This window comes from Ralstonia flatus, assembly GCF_958439105.1.
GTDB lineage: Bacteria > Pseudomonadota > Gammaproteobacteria > Burkholderiales > Burkholderiaceae > Ralstonia > Ralstonia flatus.
The window spans coordinates 385,052-403,712 of sequence record NZ_CAUDLI010000002.1 but is presented as its reverse complement, the minus strand read 5'-3'; the positions used below and the strand labels follow the sequence as shown (position 1 = coordinate 403,712).

Genomic DNA, 18,661 nt, shown 5'->3' with positions numbered 1-18,661 from the left:
CCCTCTCTTCGTCGAACAGGTCAAAGCGGTGCGGGCATCCCGCGCTTCGCACAACTCACAACGACAAAACGGGGGTCTCGTGAAAGACATAACGGGAAAAACGCTTGCCTTGACGCTGCTCGCCACCGTGGCCCTGGCCGCGTGCGGCGGCGGAGATTCCGGCAGCAATACGGCCAGCAATGGCGGCGGCAACAACGGCGGCAACACGCCGCCCGCGTCCACCTGCGCAGAAACTGGCGTCGATGCCAAATACGCCTGCCAGACCGGCAGCACCGAGCCGCTGTACGCCTACCAGTGGGCGCTCAAGCAGGCAAACAGCTTCTTTGCGGCGTTCGGTCTCGTCGCCAACGGCACGACCGACATTGATGTGGAAGACGCGCACCGGGCCGGCGTCAAGGGCCAGGGCGTGAACGTGCTCGTCCTGGACGACGGCATCGATGTGCACAACGAAGACCTGTTCGCCAATGCCAACTCGGACATGACGCACAACTTCGACGATGGCTCGAACGATCCGACACCGGCAGACATTCCCGCGAACATCAAGGACGCGCACGGCACCAACGTGGCCGGCATCATCGCCGCGGCGCAGAACGGCAAGGGTGTGATGGGGATCGCGCCGCGCGCGACGCTGGGCGGGGCGCGCTTTATCGGCGCCGCGAATCCGGACACGACGGCAGCCTACGGCGGCGCGGACTGGTCGAAGAAGGGCCACATCATCAACGCGTCGTACGGCGCGAACCCGCAGGCGCCGCTGGAGTACGACACGTCCACCTCGACACAGGCAGCGGTGCGCGCGTTCCCGAACCTGCGTGGGGGCCGCGGGCTCGTCATGCTCAAGGCATCGGGCAACGAATATGAGTCCATCAACGACGGCGTCAATGTTCCGCCGCGCACGTGCCCGACCGTGGGTGCCAGCGCCGGCATGATCGGCTGCGAAACGCCGGCCAATGACCCCGAAGCGCTGGAGCCCGGGGTGATCGTGGTCGGCGCGGCAAACGCGCAGGGCATCAAGTCGAGCTACTCCAACGCCGGATCGGTCAACTGGATCACCGGCCTGGGCGGCGAATACGGCGACGGCGGCAAATACGGCGAAACCGGCAGCGGCCCCAAGATTTTCTCCACCGACCTCAGCGGCTGCGCACGCGGCTATAGCCGTGCCAATCCGGACGACACCAACGACTTTGCGATTGCTGGCACGGCCACCAACCTGAAAGACAACGCGAAGTGCGACTACTCGAGCATGAACGGCACGTCGGCGGCTACGCCTACGCTGTCGGGCGTGGTCGCGCTGATGCTGGGTGCCAACCCGAACCTGACGTGGCGCGACGTGCGCGAGATCCTGCGTGCGACAGCCCGCAAGATCGACACCGACTACGGCAGCCGTAACGGCCGCAACGCGCGGATCGACTTGCTCACCGGAGCGGCCACCGGCGATACCAGCGCCGCGCTCACCGACGGCGCGACCACCGCACGCCTGGACTACGGCTGGCAGACCAACGCCGCCGGCTATGCGTATTCAACGTGGTACGGCTTCGGGCTGGTCGACGCATCGGCCGCCGTGAAGATGGCCAAGGCGACCGTCGCCTACAAGCCGGCAGCGCTGTCGGTGCCGGATTTCGCGCCCGCGTTTGCCAACGTCAACCAGCTGAATTACGGCGCGGTGCAGAAGCTCGGCCAGTTCAACGTGTCGGGCACCGACAAGGTCGACGCCCTGCAGTTGCGTGTGTCGGGCTCAGTGTGCGTCGGCAGTGTCGGCTTCTTCGTGAAGTCGCCGTCGGGCACGGTGTCGGCGTTGTCCCTGCCGTACAACGGCTATTACAACAACGGCGTCGATACGGTGAACAAGTACGGCCTGGGCAGCTACGCCTTCTACGGCGAGAACGCAGCCGGCACGTGGGAGGTCTATGCCGTCAGCGGCGTACCGACCAACGCCTGCTCGACGTACCAGCCCCAGGGCGGCACCCACACCGTGACCCTGGCCACGCCGCTGGCCGTGGAATATCGCGTGATTGCTGCCAAGTGAGCCCGTTCGGAGACCATTCAACATGATCAATGCAACTCTTATGAAGACCGTGGCGCTGGCGGCGCTGCTCTCGATGGCGTCGGCGTGCCAGGCGGCCGACCTGACGGTGGGCAAACACCTCAGCACGCAAGAGCTGGCCCAGTACGCGAGCGCACCAACGGTGCAGATCGAAACGCAGTCGTTCAAGGTGCTTTCCAGCGGCACGCGTACCAAGGCTGCGGGCGCTGCGTCGGCAGCCGTCACGCAAGTCGCCAATGAGCGCGGCGTGGTTGGCGAGAGCCGCAACGAAGTGGTGGTCTCGCAGGTGTCAGTCGACAGCGTGCGCCAGGCAGTCGGCGCCCTGCCCGCAACACCCGTGTCGGCGGAGTATTACGGACACCTGAACATCAGCACGCTGCGCTTTGCGTCGTTCCAGGAGGCCGTGAACGCGCGTGCGCAGCTCAAGAAGACGCTGCCGCAGGCGCGGGTCGACATTCCGATCCAGTACGCCAAGCCCGTGGCGCGCTGAGCGCCGCCACCCCGTTGTACAAGACGCCCCGCCTCCGCGCGGGGCGTTTTGCATGGGGCGGCGTATCATCCGGGCCTTTCCCCAGTCAGGACAACACCATGACCAAGGCCACCGGCAGCTTCGAAGCGCTGGCCGCACGCGAAGGCGGCCTGCAGCACCGCCTCTCTTCCGCGCAACTCACCATGATCGCCATCGGCAGCGCGATTGGCACCGGCTTGTTCCTCGGCAGCGGTGCAGCCATTCAACTGGCCGGCCCGGGCGTGATCGCCAGTTACGCCATCGGGGCGTTGATCGCGCTGCTCCTCATGGGCTGCCTTGCCGAAATGGTGGTGGCGCATCCGACCACCGGCTCCTTCGGCGCCTATGCCGAGCACTACGTGAGCCCGCTTGCCGGCTTCCTCGTGCGCTATGCGTATTGGGCGGCCGTCGTCTTCGTCATCGGCGCAGAAGTGACCGCGGTGGCGGTGTACATGGCGTACTGGTTTCCGGGCGTGCCGGCGTGGGTGTGGATCGTCGGGTTCTCGGCCGTGCTGGTGTGGATCAATGCCAGCAGCGTCGACGTGTTTGGCGTGGCCGAATACTGGTGCTCGATGATCAAGGTGGTGGCCATCGTCGCGTTTCTGGCGGTGGCGAGCTACGCCATCTATCGCGCACCCGATGGCGGCCCGATCGGCTTTCACAACTACGTGAGCGCGGGCGGCTTCCTGCCGCACGGCTGGAATGGCGTGTGGTTCGGCGCGGTGGTCAGCATCTTCAGCTTCTTCGGTATCGAGCTGATTGCCGTGGCCGCCGGCGAGGCACGCGAGCCCGAAGCCGCCGCCACCAGCGCCTTCCGCTCAACGCTGTTCCGGCTGGTGTTCTTCTACCTCTGCACGCTCGCGCTGATGCTAGCCGTGGTGCCGTGGCAGCAGGCCGGCACGGGCAAGAGCCCCTTCGTGCGCGTGATGGAAATCCTCGGTATTGCCGGGGGTGCGGGCGTGATGAACTTCGTGGTGCTGACCGCAGCGCTGTCGTCGATGAACGCGCAGCTGTATGTATCGACGCGCATGCTGTTCAGCCTCGCGCGGGGCGGGCAGGCGCCTCAGGCATTGGGCGCGGTGAGCCAACGCGGCGTGCCGTTGCGCGCGCTGGCGGTGTCCAGCTCAGGTGCGGCATTGGCGGCGGTGCTGAGCGTGGTGCTGCCGGGCCACTCGTTCCTGCTGATGATGTCGCTGGCGATGTTCGGTGCGCTGTTTACGTGGCTCGTAATCTTCGTGACGCACTTGCGCTTCCGGCGGGCGGCCGAGCGCGAGGGTCGCGCATTGCGCTTTCGCATGTGGGGCTTTCCGGTGCTGACCATGCTTGGCGCGATCGCCATGGCGGTCATCATTGTGAGCACGGCATGGATGCCCGATTTCCGGATGACGCTGGTGGTGGGGGTGCCGTTTCTGGCCGTCATGGCATGCGTCTACCTGGGAGTTCGGGGGCGCTAGTCGCTCTGGCGCCACACCCTACTTCTTGACGGGCTGGCGAGCGCACTTTCACGCAGGAATGTGGGATACGATCGTTTTCTTACAAACTGCTGATCTCCGCTGCTCATGACTTCCGCAAAACCGTTCCTGACCGCGCTGGTACTTTCCGTGCCGGTACTTGCTGCAGCGCAGTCAGCAGATGCCCCTGTCATCAAAAGCGGCGATCAGTGGACATACCAGACCACCATTGAGACAGGGCCCTCGGGCTGGAAGCAAACGCACGACACGTTCACCGTTGTGCGGACGACGGCGTCGAACATCTACTTCACGGTGCAGGCCAAAGGCGCGCCGACCGGCCCGATCGAGGTCATCGCCGGCGCTGACTGGAGCCGCATTCGCAACGTGGATGGCAAAGAGACGACCGTCAATCGTCCGCTGGCTTTCCCGCTGCAGCCAGGCAAGAGCTGGGATGTGTCCTTTACCGAGCACAATCCAAACAAGGCCCATACCCTTGAACAGTGGGACACGCACTACAAGGTCATGGGTTACGAGTCGGTAGAAGTGCCCGCCGGCAAATTCAACGCCATCAAAATTGAGGCGGAAGGCCAGTGGATAGCCGAACTGGCGCCATCCACCTCCGTTGTGCAGTCGGCCAACACCGCCGCGGGTGGCAGCACCATGGTCACGCAGACGCAACGCACTCAGCCAAGCAAGGCCACTGGGCGGATGTATAGGGCCGTGTGGTATGTGCCCGAGGTCGGCCGCTGGGTGAAGGCTGTTGATGAGGTCTACAACAGCGGAGGCGTGCGCAGCCAGCGCACGACGGCGGAACTGGAAACGCTCCAGCTCGCGGGGCGGTAAAAGCGCCTGATTCGCCGAGCGCCGCGAGGAGGCGCTCGGCGTTTCCACCTCAAGCGCGCGCCAGCGCCTGATCCAGATCGGCCAGCAGATCATCGATATGCTCGATGCCGATCGACAGCCGGATCGTCTCCTGCCGCACACCGGCCTTGGCAAGCTCCGCCTCGGACAGCTGCCGGTGCGTGGTCGATGCCGGATGCGTTGCCAGCGACTTGGCGTCGCCAATGTTCACCAGCCGCGTGAACAACTGCAGCGCATCCTGAAAACGCGCCCCGGCAGCAAAACCACCCTTCACGCCAAACGTGAGCAGCCCCGGCGCCTTGCCTGACAGGTATTTGTGCACGAGCCCGTGGTCGGGGTGATCGTCCAGGCTGGCGTGGTTGACCCACTCCACCTTGGCATGCCCGCGCAGATGCCGGGCGATCTGCGCCGCGTTCTGCGTGATGCGGTCGATGCGCAGACCCAGCGTTTCGACGCCCTGCAGGATCAGGAACGCGTTGAACGGCGACAGCGCCGCGCCGGTGTTGCGCAGCGGCACCACGCGGGCGCGGCCGATATACGCCGCATCGCCGAGCGCTTCCGTATAGACGACACCGTGGTAGCTGACGTCCGGCTCGTTCAGCCGCTTGAAGCGCGCCTTGTGCTTGGCCCACGGAAACTTGCCCGAATCGACGATCGCGCCGCCCAGGCTCGTGCCGTGGCCGCCCAGGTACTTCGTCAGCGAATGCACGACGATGTCGGCGCCATGTTCGAAGGGGCGCGCCAGGTACGGGGTCGGCACGGTGTTGTCGACGATGAGCGGCACGCCGTGGCGGTGCGCGATCTCGGCCAGCGCGGCAATGTCGGTGATGTTGCCGAGCGGGTTGCCGACGGTCTCGGCGAAGATGGCCTTGGTGCGGTCGTCGATCAGCGCTTCGAATGAAGCAGGGTCGCGCGGATCGGCAAACCGCGTAGTGATGCCCGACAGCGGCAGCGTGTGCGCAAACAGGTTGTAGGTGCCGCCGTACAACGTGCTGGCCGAAACGATGTTGTCGCCCGCTTCCGCAATCGTCTGGATCGCATACGTGACGGCCGCCTGCCCCGACGCCAGCGCAAGCGCCCCGATGCCGCCCTCGAGCGCGGCGATGCGCTTTTCGAGCACATCGTTGGTCGGGTTCATGATGCGCGAGTAGATGTTGCCCGGCACCTTCAGGTCAAACAGATCGGCGCCGTGCTGCGTGTCGTCAAACGCGAACGCAACGGTCTGGTAGATCGGCACGGCGACGGCGCGGGTCGTCGGGTCCGCGCTGTAGCCGCCGTGGACGGCCACGGTGTCGAGTTTCCAGGCAGGGGCTGTAGTCAGCGATTGCTGCGTCATCGTTGCGTCTCCGGAGGATTGATCTCCGGCGAGCATAGGGTGTGCCCTTCAGCGTGCGAACGACCGTTTTTGTCTTTGGTTATGCGTTCCGCCCCTCTTGCGCGCCCCCTGCAGCGCACTCCGTCTGCCAGCGCGTGATCAACGCGCGCAGCGCTGCGTCTCGCACCTCCAGGATGGCAAAGACGCCCAGGGCATCGAGCGCGGGAACCGCCTCGCGCATCAACTGCGCCGCCTCGGCACGCTGGGCGCAATCGATGTCGGGATTCAGCCAAGCCTGCGCGTTGGCCAGGAAGGCGGCCACCGTGCCTTTGCGGATGGTCAGTCCATCGAAGTCGGCATGGCTGGCGGTGTCGGGAAGAACATCTTCGGGACGCATGGTCTGTGTGCTCCTGGGTCATTGACCACGCCACTGTAGAGCGGGTAGCTTGGCGTCACTCCGTGATCACCGCCAATCAATACGCTTTTTGAGCCATGTCTTCCAAACCCCTTCTTCCAGCCGCGCGCGTGCACTCGGCCGGTGGTCGATGGATCTACGCGGTGGACCAGGCCAGCGCCGCGCCGCGTGCGACCGCACCCCACAGTCATGCGCGCGGGCAGTTGTTCGGAACGGATGTTGGCGTCTTGACCGTGCAGACGGGCGCAAGCCGTTGTGTGGTGCCTGCAGCGCAAGCGGTATGGATTCCGCCCGGCGTCACGCACGGTGCGCAAACGCATGGGCCGTTCGTCGGCTGGGCCGTCTACCTCGCGCCCGAGGCATGCGAAGACCTGCCAGGCGCCCCGTGCACGCTGTCGATGTCTGTGCTGCTGCGCGCCGCCATCGCGCGTGCGGCGACGTGGACGGAGGCGCCGCTCGACCCGAAGCAGCAGCGCATCGCGGCGGTGATTGCCGATGAAATCCGCGCGCTCGCCCCGGCGCCCACCGCGTTGCCGATGCCCGTCGACACGCGCCTGCGCAACATCGCCGACGCGCTTATTGCCGATCCTGCGGATACCCGGCGCCTGCGGGAATGGGCCGACTGGGCCGCCGTGGCCCCGCGCACCCTCACCCGGCGCTTTGCCGTCGAGACCGGCTACGCGTTCGAGACGTGGCGCCACCGGCTGCGCATGATGTGCGCACTGGAACGGCTGGCGGCCGGCGCACCGGTGACAACGGTGGCGCTCGATCTCGGCTACGACAACGTCAGCGCGTTCATCGCCCGGTTTCGCGCAACGTTCGGCATCACGCCGGGCCGATACGCCGCCGGCGGATGCGCCGGGCTCACATTGACTTCTTAGCCTCAAAAACCGTAGAGCTTGGCCGGATTCGCCACGAAGATCATCTGCTGCCAATCCGCACGGTCAATCCAGGCGGCCATCGTATCGAGCAGCGCGGCATCGTCGGGCTTGTTGGCGTTCTGGGTCGGATGCGGCCAGTCGGTGCCCCAGAGCATCCGCTCGGGCGCCATGTTGATGAAGGCCTTGGCCACGGGTTCGACATCGGCATAAGCGGGCGCACCCGTCTTGGAATCGACGTAAGGACCAGACAGCGTGACCCACGTGTTGCCCTTGTCGACCAGGCGCTGCGCCGTGCGCGTGGCGTCGGACTGCATGCCGCCCGGCTGCGGCACGTGCGCAATGTGATCGATGACAAGCGGACACGGCAGCGCAAGGAGATGCGGCTCCAGCGCGGGCAACTTGGCGCCTTGCACGACCAGTTCGATGTGCCATCCGAGCGCGCCGATGCGTGACGCCAGCGGTGCGAGCATCTCGACGGTGGTGGCGCCCGGATAGCTCAGGTTGAAGCGGATGGCCCGCACACCTGCGGCGTGCATCTCGGCAAGCTGGGCGTCCGTCACGGACGTATCGACCACCGCAACGCCGCGCGCATTGGGCCCGAAACGCCTGAGCGCATCCAGCGTGCAGCGGTTGTCCGTTCCGTACGTCGACGGCGTGACGACCACGTTGCGCTGCACGCCCAGACGCGCCTGCACCTTGCGGTACTGCTCGATGCTCGCGTTGGGCGGCCGCAGCGTGGTGCCTGAGGCGCTCGGGAATCGGTCATCGTAGATGTGCATGTGGCAATCCACGGCGCCGGCCGGCAGCCTGAACGTCGGCGGGGCGCTGCCGGTGGACCACAACTCTTCTGCTTCGGTGAGCCCCGGAACAGCGGCCGCCACGGCACCGGCCCCGGCCATCTGCAGGAACCGCCTTCTGCTGAATGCGCGCATGGTCAGGCGGTCTCCGTCTTGCTCAGCACCTGCGCTTCCGGCGTCGAGCGGCTCAACAGCAGCAGCGTGGTCACGCTCACCAGCGTCAGCACGGCCAACGGCATCAGCGCCAATGCATAGCTGCCGGTGGCTTGCTGGACCCAGCCGTACACATTCACCATCAGGCCGCCGCCGATGAGGTTGGCAATCGCGTTGATGGTGGCAAGCCCCGCAGCGGCTGCGCTGTTCGAGAGCATGCCGGAGGCCAGCGCCCAGAACGGCCCCTTGAACGAATACGCCCCGACCAGCACCGCGCACAGCATCACCATGGTCGGCACGAGCGACCCGCTGAGCGACGTACCGAAGAGGCCCAGGCCGATCAGCAGCATGGGGATGGCGGTATGCCAGCGACGCTCTTTCAGGCGGTCGGAGCGGCGGCCCCACAGCACCATCAGCACCGATGCCACGGCATACGGCACCGAGTTCAGCAGCCCCGTCTGCATGACGGTCAACCCAAACGATTTGAGAAGCTGCGGCTGCCATACCGACAGCGTGGTGCCGGCGGCCGATGCGCACACGTCCACCAGCGCGAGGCACAGCACGTAGCGATTGCAGAACAGCTTGAGCAGCGGCATCTGCGCAACCTTCTTCGGCGCGCGCGCTTCACCGGCCAACGTATTCGTGAGCCACTGGCGCTCTTCGTTCGACAGCCACTTCGCTTCCTCCGGCCGGTTGGTCAGCACGCGCAAGCAGGCGAAGCCCAGCAACACCGTGGGGATGCCCTCGAGGATGAACAGCCAATGCCAGCCGCGCAGGCCGGCAAACCCGTCCATCTGCAGCAGCGCAGCGGAGAGGGGCGACCCGATGAAGCTTGCCGCCGGAATTGCAACCATGAACGTCGCCACAATCCGCGCACGGTGCGTTGCCGGAATCCAGTACGAGAGGTACAGCAGCACGCCGGGGAAGAACCCCGCTTCTGCAGCCCCCAGCAGGAAGCGCAAGGCATAGAACGAGGCCGGGCCGCTCACCAGCGCCGTGGCGGCCGAGACCAGCCCCCACGTGATCATGATCCGCGCGATCCAGATGCGTGCGCCGTAGCGTTGCAGCGCCAGGTTGCTCGGCACCTCGAAGAAGAAGTACGACACGAAAAAGAGGCTGCTGCCGAAACCGAACACACGGGCCGTCAGCCCGAGGTCATGGTTCATCTGCAGCGAGGCCATGCCTACGTTGCCGCGGTCGATGAAGGCCAGCAGATAGCAGACCATGAGAAACGGCACGAGCCGCCAGACCACCTTGCGAAGGGTCCGCTTTTCAAGATCAGTTACATCAGTGGTGCCAGCTTGTTGCATACAGGTCTCCGGATGCCAATGGGCGCTCTCTACGGGCCCTCTGAGGCGAAATCAGTGGTGGAACGACAGGGAATCACCCAAGCGTCTTGCCGCGGGTTTCGGGGGCAAGAAGAACGACAATCGCAGCGGCCGTAAACGCCACGATCGTGGTAGACAACCCGAGGACAAAGCCACCCGATGTCGAAGCAAGCGCACCAATCAACAGCGGCGCAATGAAACCACCGAGTCGTCCGCCGTTGTAGGCCAGTCCCATGAGGAACCCTCGCGAGGTCGTGTTCCCGATAATCTCTGCCAGAAACGGGCCCGATCCGGCAAAAATGCCGTTCACACCAAATCCGGTCAGGAATATCGCCACAATCAACAGCAACGGATTCGACGACAGAATATAGACACCCACGGCTGCGGCCCCCACGAGCAGGTAGGCAATGAACATCGGTCGGCGGCCCACCCGATCCACCAGTGCGGAAAACAGCAAGAAACCTGCGATGGCACCGAACTGCAGCGCGAGCACGAACTTCAGGCTGTGCACGAAATCCAGATGCTTGACGGTGATCAGGAAGGTCGGTGTCCAGGTAAAGACACCCCAGTACAGGTACTGCAGAAAGAAGATGAAGAAAAACGCCGTCAACAACCCGCGAACGTTCAGGCTTGCCGGAGTTGTGTGCGCCCGACTCGCCCGGGTTACGGTAAGCGCCGTCTTGCCTTGACGTTCAAGCCAGATCGGCGATTCGGGCGTGCGGCGGGCCACCCAGTACAGGATAAAGAATGGCAGCGCTCCAATGAGAAAAAGTACGCGCCATCCATTGCCGGCCAAACCATCATTCAGGTTACTGACCAGCCCCGCCGCGCTGATTGCAATGATTGCGCCGATGGGCAGGCCCATCTGCATCAATGCCCCACCCTTGCCACGGCGGCTCGCATGCCACGTCTCGGCGATCAGGGCAGCGCCGGCGGTCCACATCCCGCCCATTCCCAAGGCTCCACATAGACGCAAAGCCGCAAACCAGTGCTCGTTCGGCGCGGCGGCGAGCAAGCCAGAGAACAGCGAATAGATGCCGATGCAGAGCATCGCTGTCCGAACCCTTCCGATACGGTCAGACACGTAACCGAAGAAGATGCCACCGATGATCTGCCCAGCCGCCGTGATGCTGGTAAAGAGGCCCAGTTGCGTCTTGCTCAGGCCAAACTGCAGCGCCAGCGTCGGCAACAGCAACGAGAGAAGAAAAGAGTCATAGCTCTCGAACGTCCAGCCCAGCCCAGCCAATGACAGCGAACGCCACTCCGCGCCGGTAATCCGCCGCGCGTCCTCTGACTGGCGGCTTGCCATGTTCTCCGGCTGTGCATCGGCACTGACAACCTTCATGTTTTGTCTCCTGGTACGTGTAATCCGTACGTCAATGCAGCCGTACGACTGAACAGCGCGGCCCGCTCGTCAGGCGACGCTGCTCCGGCCAATCGCTTGAAGGCATTCCAAAGCACCACGTAGCTGAACATCCCCTTGTCGACCGGAAAGTTGCTTTCGAACATGCACCGGTCTGCGCCAAAGAGTTCGACACAAGTCTCGAAATACGGCCTCCACGCGGCTGCGAGCATCTCCGATGCGGGGGCTTGTTCATGAGACGCAAAATCGAAGCCGAACACGGTCATGCCCGCACCACCGAGTTTCATCCGCGTGTTGGGCAGACTTGCCAGCCGGGTCAGTGCCCTGCGCCAGTCTTGAAATACAACGGCGGATCGCCCAGCGTACGGGCCGACGCCAATCGGCCCACCAAAGTGGTCGATGACGATCGTGACCCCTGGCATCTCACTCGCCAGCTCGAACAACGCGTCGAGCTGTGTGTGATAGACCCAGGCATCGAGCGACAGGTGGTAGCGTTCCAGCGCTCTGACACCTTCCCGGAACGGCTTGCTGAACATCAGGTCCGGCGGCGGAGTCACCGGGCTGGAGCGCACCGCATCGCTTTCGTGCCATGCAAGCGGATTGCGAATGCCGCGCAATCGTCTACCGGAGACTTCAAGCATGGCTTCCAGCACAGGGATAACGTCCCGCCCCAATGAGAGATCCGCTCCTCCAACGATTGCCTCACAACCGCGTGCTGGCCCATAAGCATCGCTGGCAAACATGGCAGCAACCCCGTTGGCAAACTCGACCTCACCCACCGGCCGCATGGCGACAGGACCGTTGCTCCGCAGCATCGACCTGCACTGCACATAAACCGTCGAAATGACCCGATGGCCGCTGCTCACGTCTTGCTGCAGTTCTTCGGTCAGATAACGGCCGGTCTGCCGATCCCACAGATGGTGGTGCGCATCGATGATCGGCAGCTCAGGCAGCAGAACCGCTTCCTGACGGGTGGCGAGCCACGCTTGCCTGATAGGCAGATGCGGCGCATGGACGATTTGCACGGGCTTTCTCGATGAGGATGAAGTCAACCTGGCTGGAGGCGTTGCGTCAGCGGATCGCGTCGGCTTCACCGGCATCAGCGCCCGGGTCGCCCAGCCAGGCGATGGCCAGTGCGCCGATGATGAGCACAGCCGACACCGCCAGCAGCGGCGCCGTAAAGCCCTGCGAGTACTGCTTGATGGCACCGACCATCGACGGACCGACAAAGCCGCCGAGGTTGCCCACCGACACGATCAGCGCCAGGCCGCCCGCTGCCGCACGGCCCGTAAGGAAGGTGGACGGAATCGCCCAGAACGTGGCCTGGAACGCCAGGATGCCGCTCACCGTCACGCACAGCGCCGCGAGCTTGAGCGCCGGTGCATCCAAGGCTGTGCTGGCCGCCAGCGCCACCGCTGCAACCACCAGCGCGGCAGCCACATACGGGACGCGGTTCTGCGCGCGGTTCGCCGTGCGGGCCCACCACAGCATGACCACCGCACCCAGCGCATACGGGATCGCCGTCAGCCAGCCGACCATGGTGTGCTCGACGCCAAACTGTTTGATGATCTGCGGCATCCAGAGGCCCACGCCGATGGAGCCCACGATGCCGCAGAAGTTGATGAACGCCAGCACGAAGACGCGCCAGTTGGCCATGGCATCGCGCAGGGTCGCGCCGTGCTTGCTGGCGATGTCGCGTTGCTCCATGGCGAGGCGGCGCGCGAGTACGGCCTTCTCATCGTCGGTGAGCCATGTCGCCTTTTCCGGCCGATCCGACAACACAAACAGGCACGCGATGCCAAGCAGCACGGCCGGCAACCCTTCGATGAGCAACAGCCATTGCCAGCTGCGCAGCCCATGCAGGCCGCCCAGTTCGAGCAGCGCGCCGGAAATGGGCGAGCCGATCATGTTCGCCACCGGAATGCCCACCAGGAAGGCAGCCGTCACCTTGGCGCGCCACTTGCCCGGAAACCAGTGCGTGAAGTACAGGTAGATGCCCGGCGTGAAGCCCGCTTCGGCAAGACCCAGCAGAAAGCGCGCCGCCGCAAAACTCTTGGGCCCGACCACGAACGCCGTGGCCATCGAGAAGATGCCCCACGTGATCATGATCCGCGCGATCCAGATGCGCGCCCCCACCTTCTGCATGATGAGGTTGCTCGGGATCTCGAACAGGAAATACCCGATGAAGAACAACCCTGCGCCGAACCCGAACTGCTCGGCCGTGAGGCCAATGTCCTTGTTCATGGTGAGCGCGGCAAAGCCCACGTTGGTGCGATCGAGATAGCTGATCACATAGCAGGCGAAGATGAACGGCAGGATGCGGCGGAACGCCTTGGCCAGCGTGCGTTCGCTCGCCTGGTAGTCCGCATCGGGCAGCGTGGCGGCGGGGCGCGCATCCGCGCCATGCGCTGGCGTGGTGGCACTCAAAGTCTGGGACATTTGCATGGTCTCCTCCATCGCGCTTCTGTGAGCGCTCAGGGTCGGGTATCGATGAGCTGGGCTAGGGCGTTGCTTGGGTCTGCCTTGCCCGATGCGGCAGCGGGCCGGCGATGTCCATCTCGGTCTTGAGCACCGTGCCGGACACCGATTCGGTCATGAAGAGCGTCTTCATTTCGGGGCCACCGAAGCACAGGTTCGTGAGCGATGCACCTTCGGGGCTAGTCAAGACCATGTCCGGCTCCGCACGGTGGTTCAGTACCCATGCGCGGCCGAGTCCGGGGTTGGCCACGAACAGCCGCCCCGCCGTGTCGATCGTCAAACCATCGGGGCCGCTCGGGCCGTACGACGTAAAGAACTGGCCGACCTTGCTGACGGAGCCATCGGCCTGTAACGGCACACGCCACACGCAGTTGCCGCGCGTCATGGCGACGTAGAGCACCTTCTCGTCGGGCGATAGCACGAGCCCGTTGGGGCTGGGGCAATTGCCGAGCAGCATGTCGAGCCTGCCCTCCGGCGAGAGGCGATAGACGCGCCCCGTCGGGTCTTGCAGCCCCGTCTGGCCCTGGTCGGTGAAGTACAGGTTGCCGCGCGAGTCGAACGTCAGGTCGTTCACGCCCTTGAAGCGCTCGGAGTTGCGGCGCTCAAGATACGGCGTGACTTCGCCACGCCTGATGTCGAGCAGCATCAGCCCGTTGCGGTAGTCGGTGATGAGCAGGTGCGCATCGTCGACGAATTTCATGCCGTTGGGCTCTCCGTCGTATTCGGTCACCAGTTCCCAATCGCCCGCCATCGAGATGCGGAAGACGCGGCCGTGCGGGATATCGGTCACGTACAGATGACCGTGGCCGCGGCCGTCCGGACACCACACCGGTCCTTCGAGAAACGAGTCGGTGGCTTGCCCGCCGCGATTGGCGCGCGCCCATTCCGTCTGGACATAGGGCTTGCGAAACCTGGCAGGCATGCGCGTGAAGACTTCGGCTTCACGCACCGCCGGTGGCGAGAGCAGGAACATGGACATCACGCTGCCGTGCGGGCACGTTCCTCGATCACTGCGAGCACATTGGCCACCGCGCCCTTGCCCATGTTCACGTAGGCCGCATCGCTCACGCCGCCGACGTGCGGCGACAGGATGATGTTGGCAATACCCTGGAACGGATGCGGCACCGTCATCGGCTCCACATCGAAGCTGTCGAGCCCTGCTGCACGGAGTCGGCCGCTGGCCAGCGCTTCCACCAGCGCGGCTTCGTCAATGAGGCCGCCGCGCGCCGTGTTGACCAGGATCGCGCCGGGCTTGAAACAGTTGAACGCGTCGCGGTTCAGCATCTTGCGGTTCTCGGCGGTCAGCGGGCAGTGCAGCGACACCACATCGGACTGCGCGTACAGCTCGCCAAGGCTCACCAGCTTGACGCCTGCCGGCGCCTCCGTGGCGTACGGGTCGAAGGCGATGACATTCATACCGAACGCCAACCCGATCGTGGCGGCCCGCCGGCCGATCGCACCCAGGCCGACCAGGCCCAGCGTGCGGCCATCCAGCTCGACCGACTTGTGCGTTGCCTTGTCCCAATGCCCGGCACGCATCCGCGCGTCGAGGTGCGGGACAGACTTGGCACACGCCAGGATCAGCGCCCACGCATGTTCGGCCACGGCTGCGGCATTGGCCCCGACTGCAGCGCGCACCGCGATGCCACGCGCCGCGGCAGCATCCTGATCGATGACGTCGATACCGCTGCCGTGCTTTGAGATCACCTGCAGGTTGCCGCCGGCTGCATCCATGATGCGGGCGTTGACCTTGCCGTAGCGCACGATGATCGCTACCGGCTTGTGCCGTGCGCAGAGCGCAAGGATGTCCTCTTCGGTGGGTTGCTTGCCGGCAAACACGACCTCGAAATCACCGAGCATCTCCATTGCTTGCGGGGCCAGGTCAGCTGCCGTGACGAGCAGGACGGGCTTGGTTGCAGTCGTGCTCATTACAGTGCCTCGCCTTCGGCCAGCATGCCCGCCGCGCGCAGTTCTTTCTCGAGCCAGCCGGGGCGCGTATCGCCCTTGCGGATCGCCGCAATGCGGGCCGCTTCGGCGTCCACCTTTTTCTGTGCGAGCACGAGGATGCGTTCAACGTCGGCACGCGGGATCACGACCACGCCATCTGCATCGCCCACCACCAGGTCACCCGGGTGCACCGTTGCGCCGGCAGCGGACACGGGCAGGTTCACGCGGCCGGCCACGCTCTTGGTCGGCCCGCACGGGTTCAAGCCGGCAGAGAAAACCGGGAACGTGCCGTGCGCCAGCTCGTGCGAATCGCGCACCGCGCCATCGATGACAAACCCGGCGATGCCAGTGGCCTGCGCCTGCGTGGCCATGATTTCGCCGATCAGCGCGCAACTCTGGTCGCCCTTGCCGTCGACCACGATCACATCGCCCGGCTTGGCGACTGCCAAGGCGGCATGGATGGCGAGGTTGTCGCCGGGGCGCACCTCCACCGTGACCGCCGGCCCGGCCACTTTCATGGTCGGTGCGAGCGGTTTGACGCGACAGTTCAGGGTGCCGCGGCGGCCGGCAACGTCAGCCAGGATGGCCGCCTGGAAGCGGGCAGCCGCCTCGACCAACGCGGGCGAAACGCGCTCGATATCGCGAACGATGGAGGAAATGCTGTGCGAAAGGGTACTCATGAAAAACCTGCCTCAGACTGTGATGTTGTACTGTGTAAAACATTGGTGTACTTGGTGAAATCACTATAACCACGACAGGCAGGTCGATCCACTAGCGTTTACCCTTCCGACAGATACAACGGCGTTGTACATAGTACAATCACGCCGTTCGGAGTTCGGGGAGTCGGAAAATGGGAAATGACGGCGTTGCCGCAGTAGAAAAGGCGCTGGCCTTGCTGGATTGCTTCAAGCCGGGGGCGGAAGCCCTGTCACTCGCGGCCTTGGCGCAAGCATCGGGCATGCACAAGACCACGGTGTATCGGCTGATGAACTCGCTGGAGCGCATGAGTTATGTCACCCGCTCCGAGTCCGGCGCGTACTCGCTCGGGCCGCGCCTGCTGTATCTCGGCAAGCTCTACGAGCAGTCGTTCCACTTGTCTTCCGTGGTGGAGCCGGTGCTGCATGCGCTGGCGGCGGCCACGCGAGAAAGCGCATCGTACTACGTCGTCGATCACGGCCGGCGGCTGTGCCTGTTCCGCGCCGAGCCGTCCGAAGGCCTGCGCGAGACCCGCCTGCCCGGCACGTCGCTGCCGCTGGACGACACGGCCATCAGCCACGTGCTGCGTTATTGGGGGCTGGGTGAAGCGCTGTATGACGGCATCCCTGAATTACCGCTCTTCACCTCCGGCGCGCGCGACCAGCACACGGCGGCGTTTGCCACGCCCATCTTCGGTTCCGGCGACAAGTTCATGGCTGCGCTGACGCTGTCGGGCGCAGCCTCCCGGCTGGAAGCGGCACGCACGTCTGGGGATGTTGTCACGCAGCAGTTGCAAGCGGCGTCCGACCTGTCGCGCAAGCTCGGCGCAAGTGCGGCGTTGTGCGAGCGCTTCTACGGTGGCTGATGCACGCTAAGCTCGCGCCTCCGCGCTAAAAGCGCCCGGCGGGTTCAGCCGGAGCCTGCGCCGCCGGTTCTGTTTCGGACGGACGCTTCGCATGGCCAATGCGCTGCGCGTGATAGATGCCGGTGTGGCCCGAGAAGAGATAACTCACCACGCAGGCAATGCCGGCAAACGTGCCGACTTCGGGGCCGAAGAGTTCCATCGCCATCAAGGTCGACGCGATGGGCGTATTGGCGGCCCCCGCAAACACGGCAACGAACCCCAGGCCCGCCAGCAGCGGGAACGGCAGCGGCAGCACGTAACCCAACGCATTGCCCAGCGTGGCGCCAATGTAGAACAGCGGCGTGACCTCGCCGCCCTTGAAGCCGGACGCCAGCGTCACGATCGTGAACGCCGCCTTGCCGGCAAAGTCGTACGCCGGCAGCGGAGTGTGGAACGCATCCACGATGACCGGAATGCCGAGGCCGAGATATTTGTCCGTCCCCAGCGCCAAGGCCGCCGCCACGACCACGCTGCCGCCCAGCACGGGGCGCAGCGGCCCGAAGGCGATGCGATGCTTCAATAAGCGGCTGAGCCGATGCGTGAGCGCCGCGAACGTCATGCCCGCCAGCCCGAAGACGATGCCCGCCACCACGACCAGGCCGATTGCGATGGGCGTGAGATGCGGCACAAACGGAATCGCATACGGCGTGTGGTGCACGCCCACCAACGGCGGCACCAGGTCGCCCACGATGGCCGCGATGAAGCACGGCAGGATCGCGTCATAGCGCAGACGGCCGATCGCGAGCACCTCCAGCCCGAACACGGCGCCGGCCAGCGGCGTGCCGAACACCGACGCGAAACCCGCGCTGATGCCCGCCATCAGCAAGATGCGCCGGTCCGCCGGGGCCAGCGAGAACAGCCGCGTGAGGTAGTCCGCAAAGCTACCGCCCATCTGGACGGCCGTACCTTCACGCCCGGCCGATCCGCCAAAGAGGTGCGTGACAACGGTGCCCAGCAGGATGAGCGGCGCCATGCGCTTGGGCACGACCCGCTTCGGGTCGTGGATCTCGTCGATCAGCAGGTTGTTGCCGCCCTCCACCGCGCGCCCCGTGTAGTGATAGAGCAAACCGACGGCCAGGCCCGCCACGGGCAGGAACCACAGCAACCAAGGATGGGCGATGCGCGTGTCGGTCGCCCAGTCCAGTGCCAGCAGCAATACCGCGGAGCCCAAGCCCGCAAGCATGCCGACAAGCGCCCCCAATGAGAGCCAGCGCAGGAGATACCCGAACATGAGCAGCGGCTCGGAGCGTGTAACCATTTTCTTCATGATGACCAGATTCGAAGAACTCAAACCTGAGCGACAGAACGTCGTTTGGGCGTGTGCCTACAACTTCCTTCGTCCAGGAACTTGTAGGCATCATCAGCCGGACGCGTCATCCGCAGACCGGCGGTTAAGGGAGGCATGCCATCTCCGCAAGGCTCAAGATTGTGCCGGAAGCCAGTTGCTGCCACAACGGGGAACGCTCACCCGCGCCGCCCATAAAAAAGCCCGCCCGGGCATCGCGCCTGGGCGGGCTTTTTCG

At 64.9% G+C, this 18,661-nt stretch carries 17 protein-coding genes and 1 riboswitch; of the genes, 6 read left to right on the top strand and 11 right to left on the bottom strand.

What is annotated here, in order from left to right:
* Positions 1-109: 109 nt before the first annotated feature.
* From R2676_RS05495 to R2676_RS05480, 4 genes are all read left to right on the top strand, one after another.
* On the top strand, positions 110-2,023 hold the full coding sequence (locus R2676_RS05495; RefSeq protein WP_316856834.1) for a S8 family serine peptidase: 1,914 nt from the start codon (positions 110-112) through the stop codon (positions 2,021-2,023).
* A 22-nt stretch (positions 2,024-2,045) separates the two neighbouring features.
* On the top strand, positions 2,046-2,531 hold the full coding sequence (locus tag R2676_RS05490) for a hypothetical protein (protein WP_206273093.1): 486 nt from the start codon (positions 2,046-2,048) through the stop codon (positions 2,529-2,531).
* A 98-nt stretch (positions 2,532-2,629) separates the two neighbouring features.
* Positions 2,630-4,003 carry an amino acid permease gene (locus tag R2676_RS05485; RefSeq protein WP_206273092.1) on the top strand — a complete coding sequence of 458 codons (1,374 nt, stop codon included), beginning with the start codon at positions 2,630-2,632 and terminating at the stop codon, positions 4,001-4,003.
* Between the two features lie 105 nt (positions 4,004-4,108).
* Positions 4,109-4,843 carry a hypothetical protein gene (locus R2676_RS05480; protein WP_206273091.1) on the top strand — a complete coding sequence of 245 codons (735 nt, stop codon included), beginning with the start codon at positions 4,109-4,111 and terminating at the stop codon, positions 4,841-4,843.
* Positions 4,844-4,892: 49 nt separating this feature from the next.
* Here R2676_RS05480 and R2676_RS05475 read toward each other — a convergent pair whose 3' ends face one another.
* Positions 4,893-6,197 carry an O-acetylhomoserine aminocarboxypropyltransferase/cysteine synthase family protein gene (locus R2676_RS05475; RefSeq protein WP_206273090.1) on the bottom strand — a complete coding sequence of 435 codons (1,305 nt, stop codon included), beginning with the start codon at positions 6,195-6,197 and terminating at the stop codon, positions 4,893-4,895.
* A 79-nt stretch (positions 6,198-6,276) separates the two neighbouring features.
* Positions 6,277-6,573: a hypothetical protein gene (locus R2676_RS05470; RefSeq protein WP_206273089.1), complete on the bottom strand. Its 297-nt coding sequence runs from the start codon at positions 6,571-6,573 to the stop codon at positions 6,277-6,279.
* 95 nt (positions 6,574-6,668) lie between these two features.
* On the opposite strand from R2676_RS05470, the gene R2676_RS05465 reads away from it, so the two are divergent.
* A complete protein-coding gene (locus R2676_RS05465; protein WP_206273088.1) occupies positions 6,669-7,472 on the top strand; it encodes an AraC family transcriptional regulator in 804 nt (267 codons plus the stop codon).
* Positions 7,473-7,474: 2 nt separating this feature from the next.
* Here the strand turns inward: R2676_RS05465 and R2676_RS05460 are convergent, their stop codons facing one another.
* The 8 genes from R2676_RS05460 to R2676_RS05425 all read right to left on the bottom strand — a co-directional run bounded on the left by R2676_RS05460 (position 7,475) and on the right by R2676_RS05425 (position 16,218).
* A complete protein-coding gene (locus R2676_RS05460; RefSeq protein ID WP_206273087.1) occupies positions 7,475-8,404 on the bottom strand; it encodes an amidohydrolase family protein in 930 nt (309 codons plus the stop codon).
* A gap of 2 nt (positions 8,405-8,406) precedes the next feature.
* Positions 8,407-9,732: an MFS transporter gene (locus R2676_RS05455; RefSeq protein WP_206273086.1), complete on the bottom strand. Its 1,326-nt coding sequence runs from the start codon at positions 9,730-9,732 to the stop codon at positions 8,407-8,409.
* Between the two features lie 73 nt (positions 9,733-9,805).
* Positions 9,806-11,059 (bottom strand): MFS transporter, encoded by a 1,254-nt coding sequence (locus R2676_RS05450; protein ID WP_316856934.1) that lies wholly within the window; start codon positions 11,057-11,059, stop codon positions 9,806-9,808.
* Between the two features lie 32 nt (positions 11,060-11,091).
* The gene (locus R2676_RS05445) at positions 11,092-12,138 is read right to left on the bottom strand and encodes an amidohydrolase family protein (protein WP_206273084.1); all 1,047 of its coding nucleotides are present in this window, start codon (positions 12,136-12,138) and stop codon (positions 11,092-11,094) included.
* Positions 12,139-12,184: 46 nt separating this feature from the next.
* Positions 12,185-13,552, bottom strand: coding sequence for an MFS transporter (locus tag R2676_RS05440; protein WP_206273083.1), 1,368 nt, complete (start codon positions 13,550-13,552; stop codon positions 12,185-12,187).
* 61 nt (positions 13,553-13,613) lie between these two features.
* A complete protein-coding gene (locus tag R2676_RS05435; protein ID WP_206273159.1) occupies positions 13,614-14,564 on the bottom strand; it encodes an SMP-30/gluconolactonase/LRE family protein in 951 nt (316 codons plus the stop codon).
* Positions 14,565-14,569: 5 nt separating this feature from the next.
* On the bottom strand, positions 14,570-15,520 hold the full coding sequence (locus tag R2676_RS05430; protein WP_206273082.1) for an NAD(P)-dependent oxidoreductase: 951 nt from the start codon (positions 15,518-15,520) through the stop codon (positions 14,570-14,572).
* Positions 15,520-16,218: an RraA family protein gene (locus R2676_RS05425; RefSeq protein ID WP_206273079.1), complete on the bottom strand. Its 699-nt coding sequence runs from the start codon at positions 16,216-16,218 to the stop codon at positions 15,520-15,522. The genes R2676_RS05430 and R2676_RS05425 overlap by 1 nt, the downstream gene beginning before the upstream one ends.
* 170 nt (positions 16,219-16,388) lie before the next feature.
* Between R2676_RS05425 and R2676_RS05420 the strand changes: the two genes are divergently transcribed.
* The gene (locus tag R2676_RS05420; protein ID WP_206273078.1) at positions 16,389-17,099 is read left to right on the top strand and encodes an IclR family transcriptional regulator; all 711 of its coding nucleotides are present in this window, start codon (positions 16,389-16,391) and stop codon (positions 17,097-17,099) included.
* A 25-nt stretch (positions 17,100-17,124) separates the two neighbouring features.
* Here R2676_RS05420 and R2676_RS05415 read toward each other — a convergent pair whose 3' ends face one another.
* Positions 17,125-18,405, bottom strand: coding sequence for a voltage-gated chloride channel family protein (locus tag R2676_RS05415; protein ID WP_206273075.1), 1,281 nt, complete (start codon positions 18,403-18,405; stop codon positions 17,125-17,127).
* A gap of 77 nt (positions 18,406-18,482) precedes the next feature.
* Positions 18,483-18,560, bottom strand: a riboswitch (Fluoride riboswitch).
* Positions 18,561-18,661 lie beyond the last annotated feature (101 nt).

What these genes read in the sequence shown, in the direction of transcription:
- R2676_RS05490 (WP_206273093.1), top strand. Translation starts at nt 2,046, where the DNA reads ATGATCAATGCAACTCTTATGAAGACCGTGGCGCTGGCGGCGCTGCTC.
- R2676_RS05485 (WP_206273092.1), top strand. Translation starts at nt 2,630, where the DNA reads ATGACCAAGGCCACCGGCAGCTTCGAAGCGCTGGCCGCACGCGAAGGC.
- R2676_RS05480 (WP_206273091.1), top strand. Translation starts at nt 4,109, where the DNA reads ATGACTTCCGCAAAACCGTTCCTGACCGCGCTGGTACTTTCCGTGCCG.
- R2676_RS05475 (WP_206273090.1), bottom strand. Translation starts at nt 6,197, where the DNA reads ATGACGCAGCAATCGCTGACTACAGCCCCTGCCTGGAAACTCGACACC.
- R2676_RS05470 (WP_206273089.1), bottom strand. Translation starts at nt 6,573, where the DNA reads ATGCGTCCCGAAGATGTTCTTCCCGACACCGCCAGCCATGCCGACTTC.
- R2676_RS05465 (WP_206273088.1), top strand. Translation starts at nt 6,669, where the DNA reads ATGTCTTCCAAACCCCTTCTTCCAGCCGCGCGCGTGCACTCGGCCGGT.
- R2676_RS05460 (WP_206273087.1), bottom strand. Translation starts at nt 8,404, where the DNA reads ATGCGCGCATTCAGCAGAAGGCGGTTCCTGCAGATGGCCGGGGCCGGT.
- R2676_RS05455 (WP_206273086.1), bottom strand. Translation starts at nt 9,732, where the DNA reads ATGCAACAAGCTGGCACCACTGATGTAACTGATCTTGAAAAGCGGACC.
- R2676_RS05450 (WP_316856934.1), bottom strand. Translation starts at nt 11,059, where the DNA reads ATGGCAAGCCGCCAGTCAGAGGACGCGCGGCGGATTACCGGCGCGGAG.
- R2676_RS05440 (WP_206273083.1), bottom strand. Translation starts at nt 13,552, where the DNA reads ATGTCCCAGACTTTGAGTGCCACCACGCCAGCGCATGGCGCGGATGCG.
- R2676_RS05435 (WP_206273159.1), bottom strand. Translation starts at nt 14,564, where the DNA reads ATGTTCCTGCTCTCGCCACCGGCGGTGCGTGAAGCCGAAGTCTTCACG.
- R2676_RS05430 (WP_206273082.1), bottom strand. Translation starts at nt 15,520, where the DNA reads ATGAGCACGACTGCAACCAAGCCCGTCCTGCTCGTCACGGCAGCTGAC.
- R2676_RS05425 (WP_206273079.1), bottom strand. Translation starts at nt 16,218, where the DNA reads ATGAGTACCCTTTCGCACAGCATTTCCTCCATCGTTCGCGATATCGAG.
- R2676_RS05420 (WP_206273078.1), top strand. Translation starts at nt 16,389, where the DNA reads ATGGGAAATGACGGCGTTGCCGCAGTAGAAAAGGCGCTGGCCTTGCTG.
- R2676_RS05415 (WP_206273075.1), bottom strand. Translation starts at nt 18,405, where the DNA reads ATGAAGAAAATGGTTACACGCTCCGAGCCGCTGCTCATGTTCGGGTAT.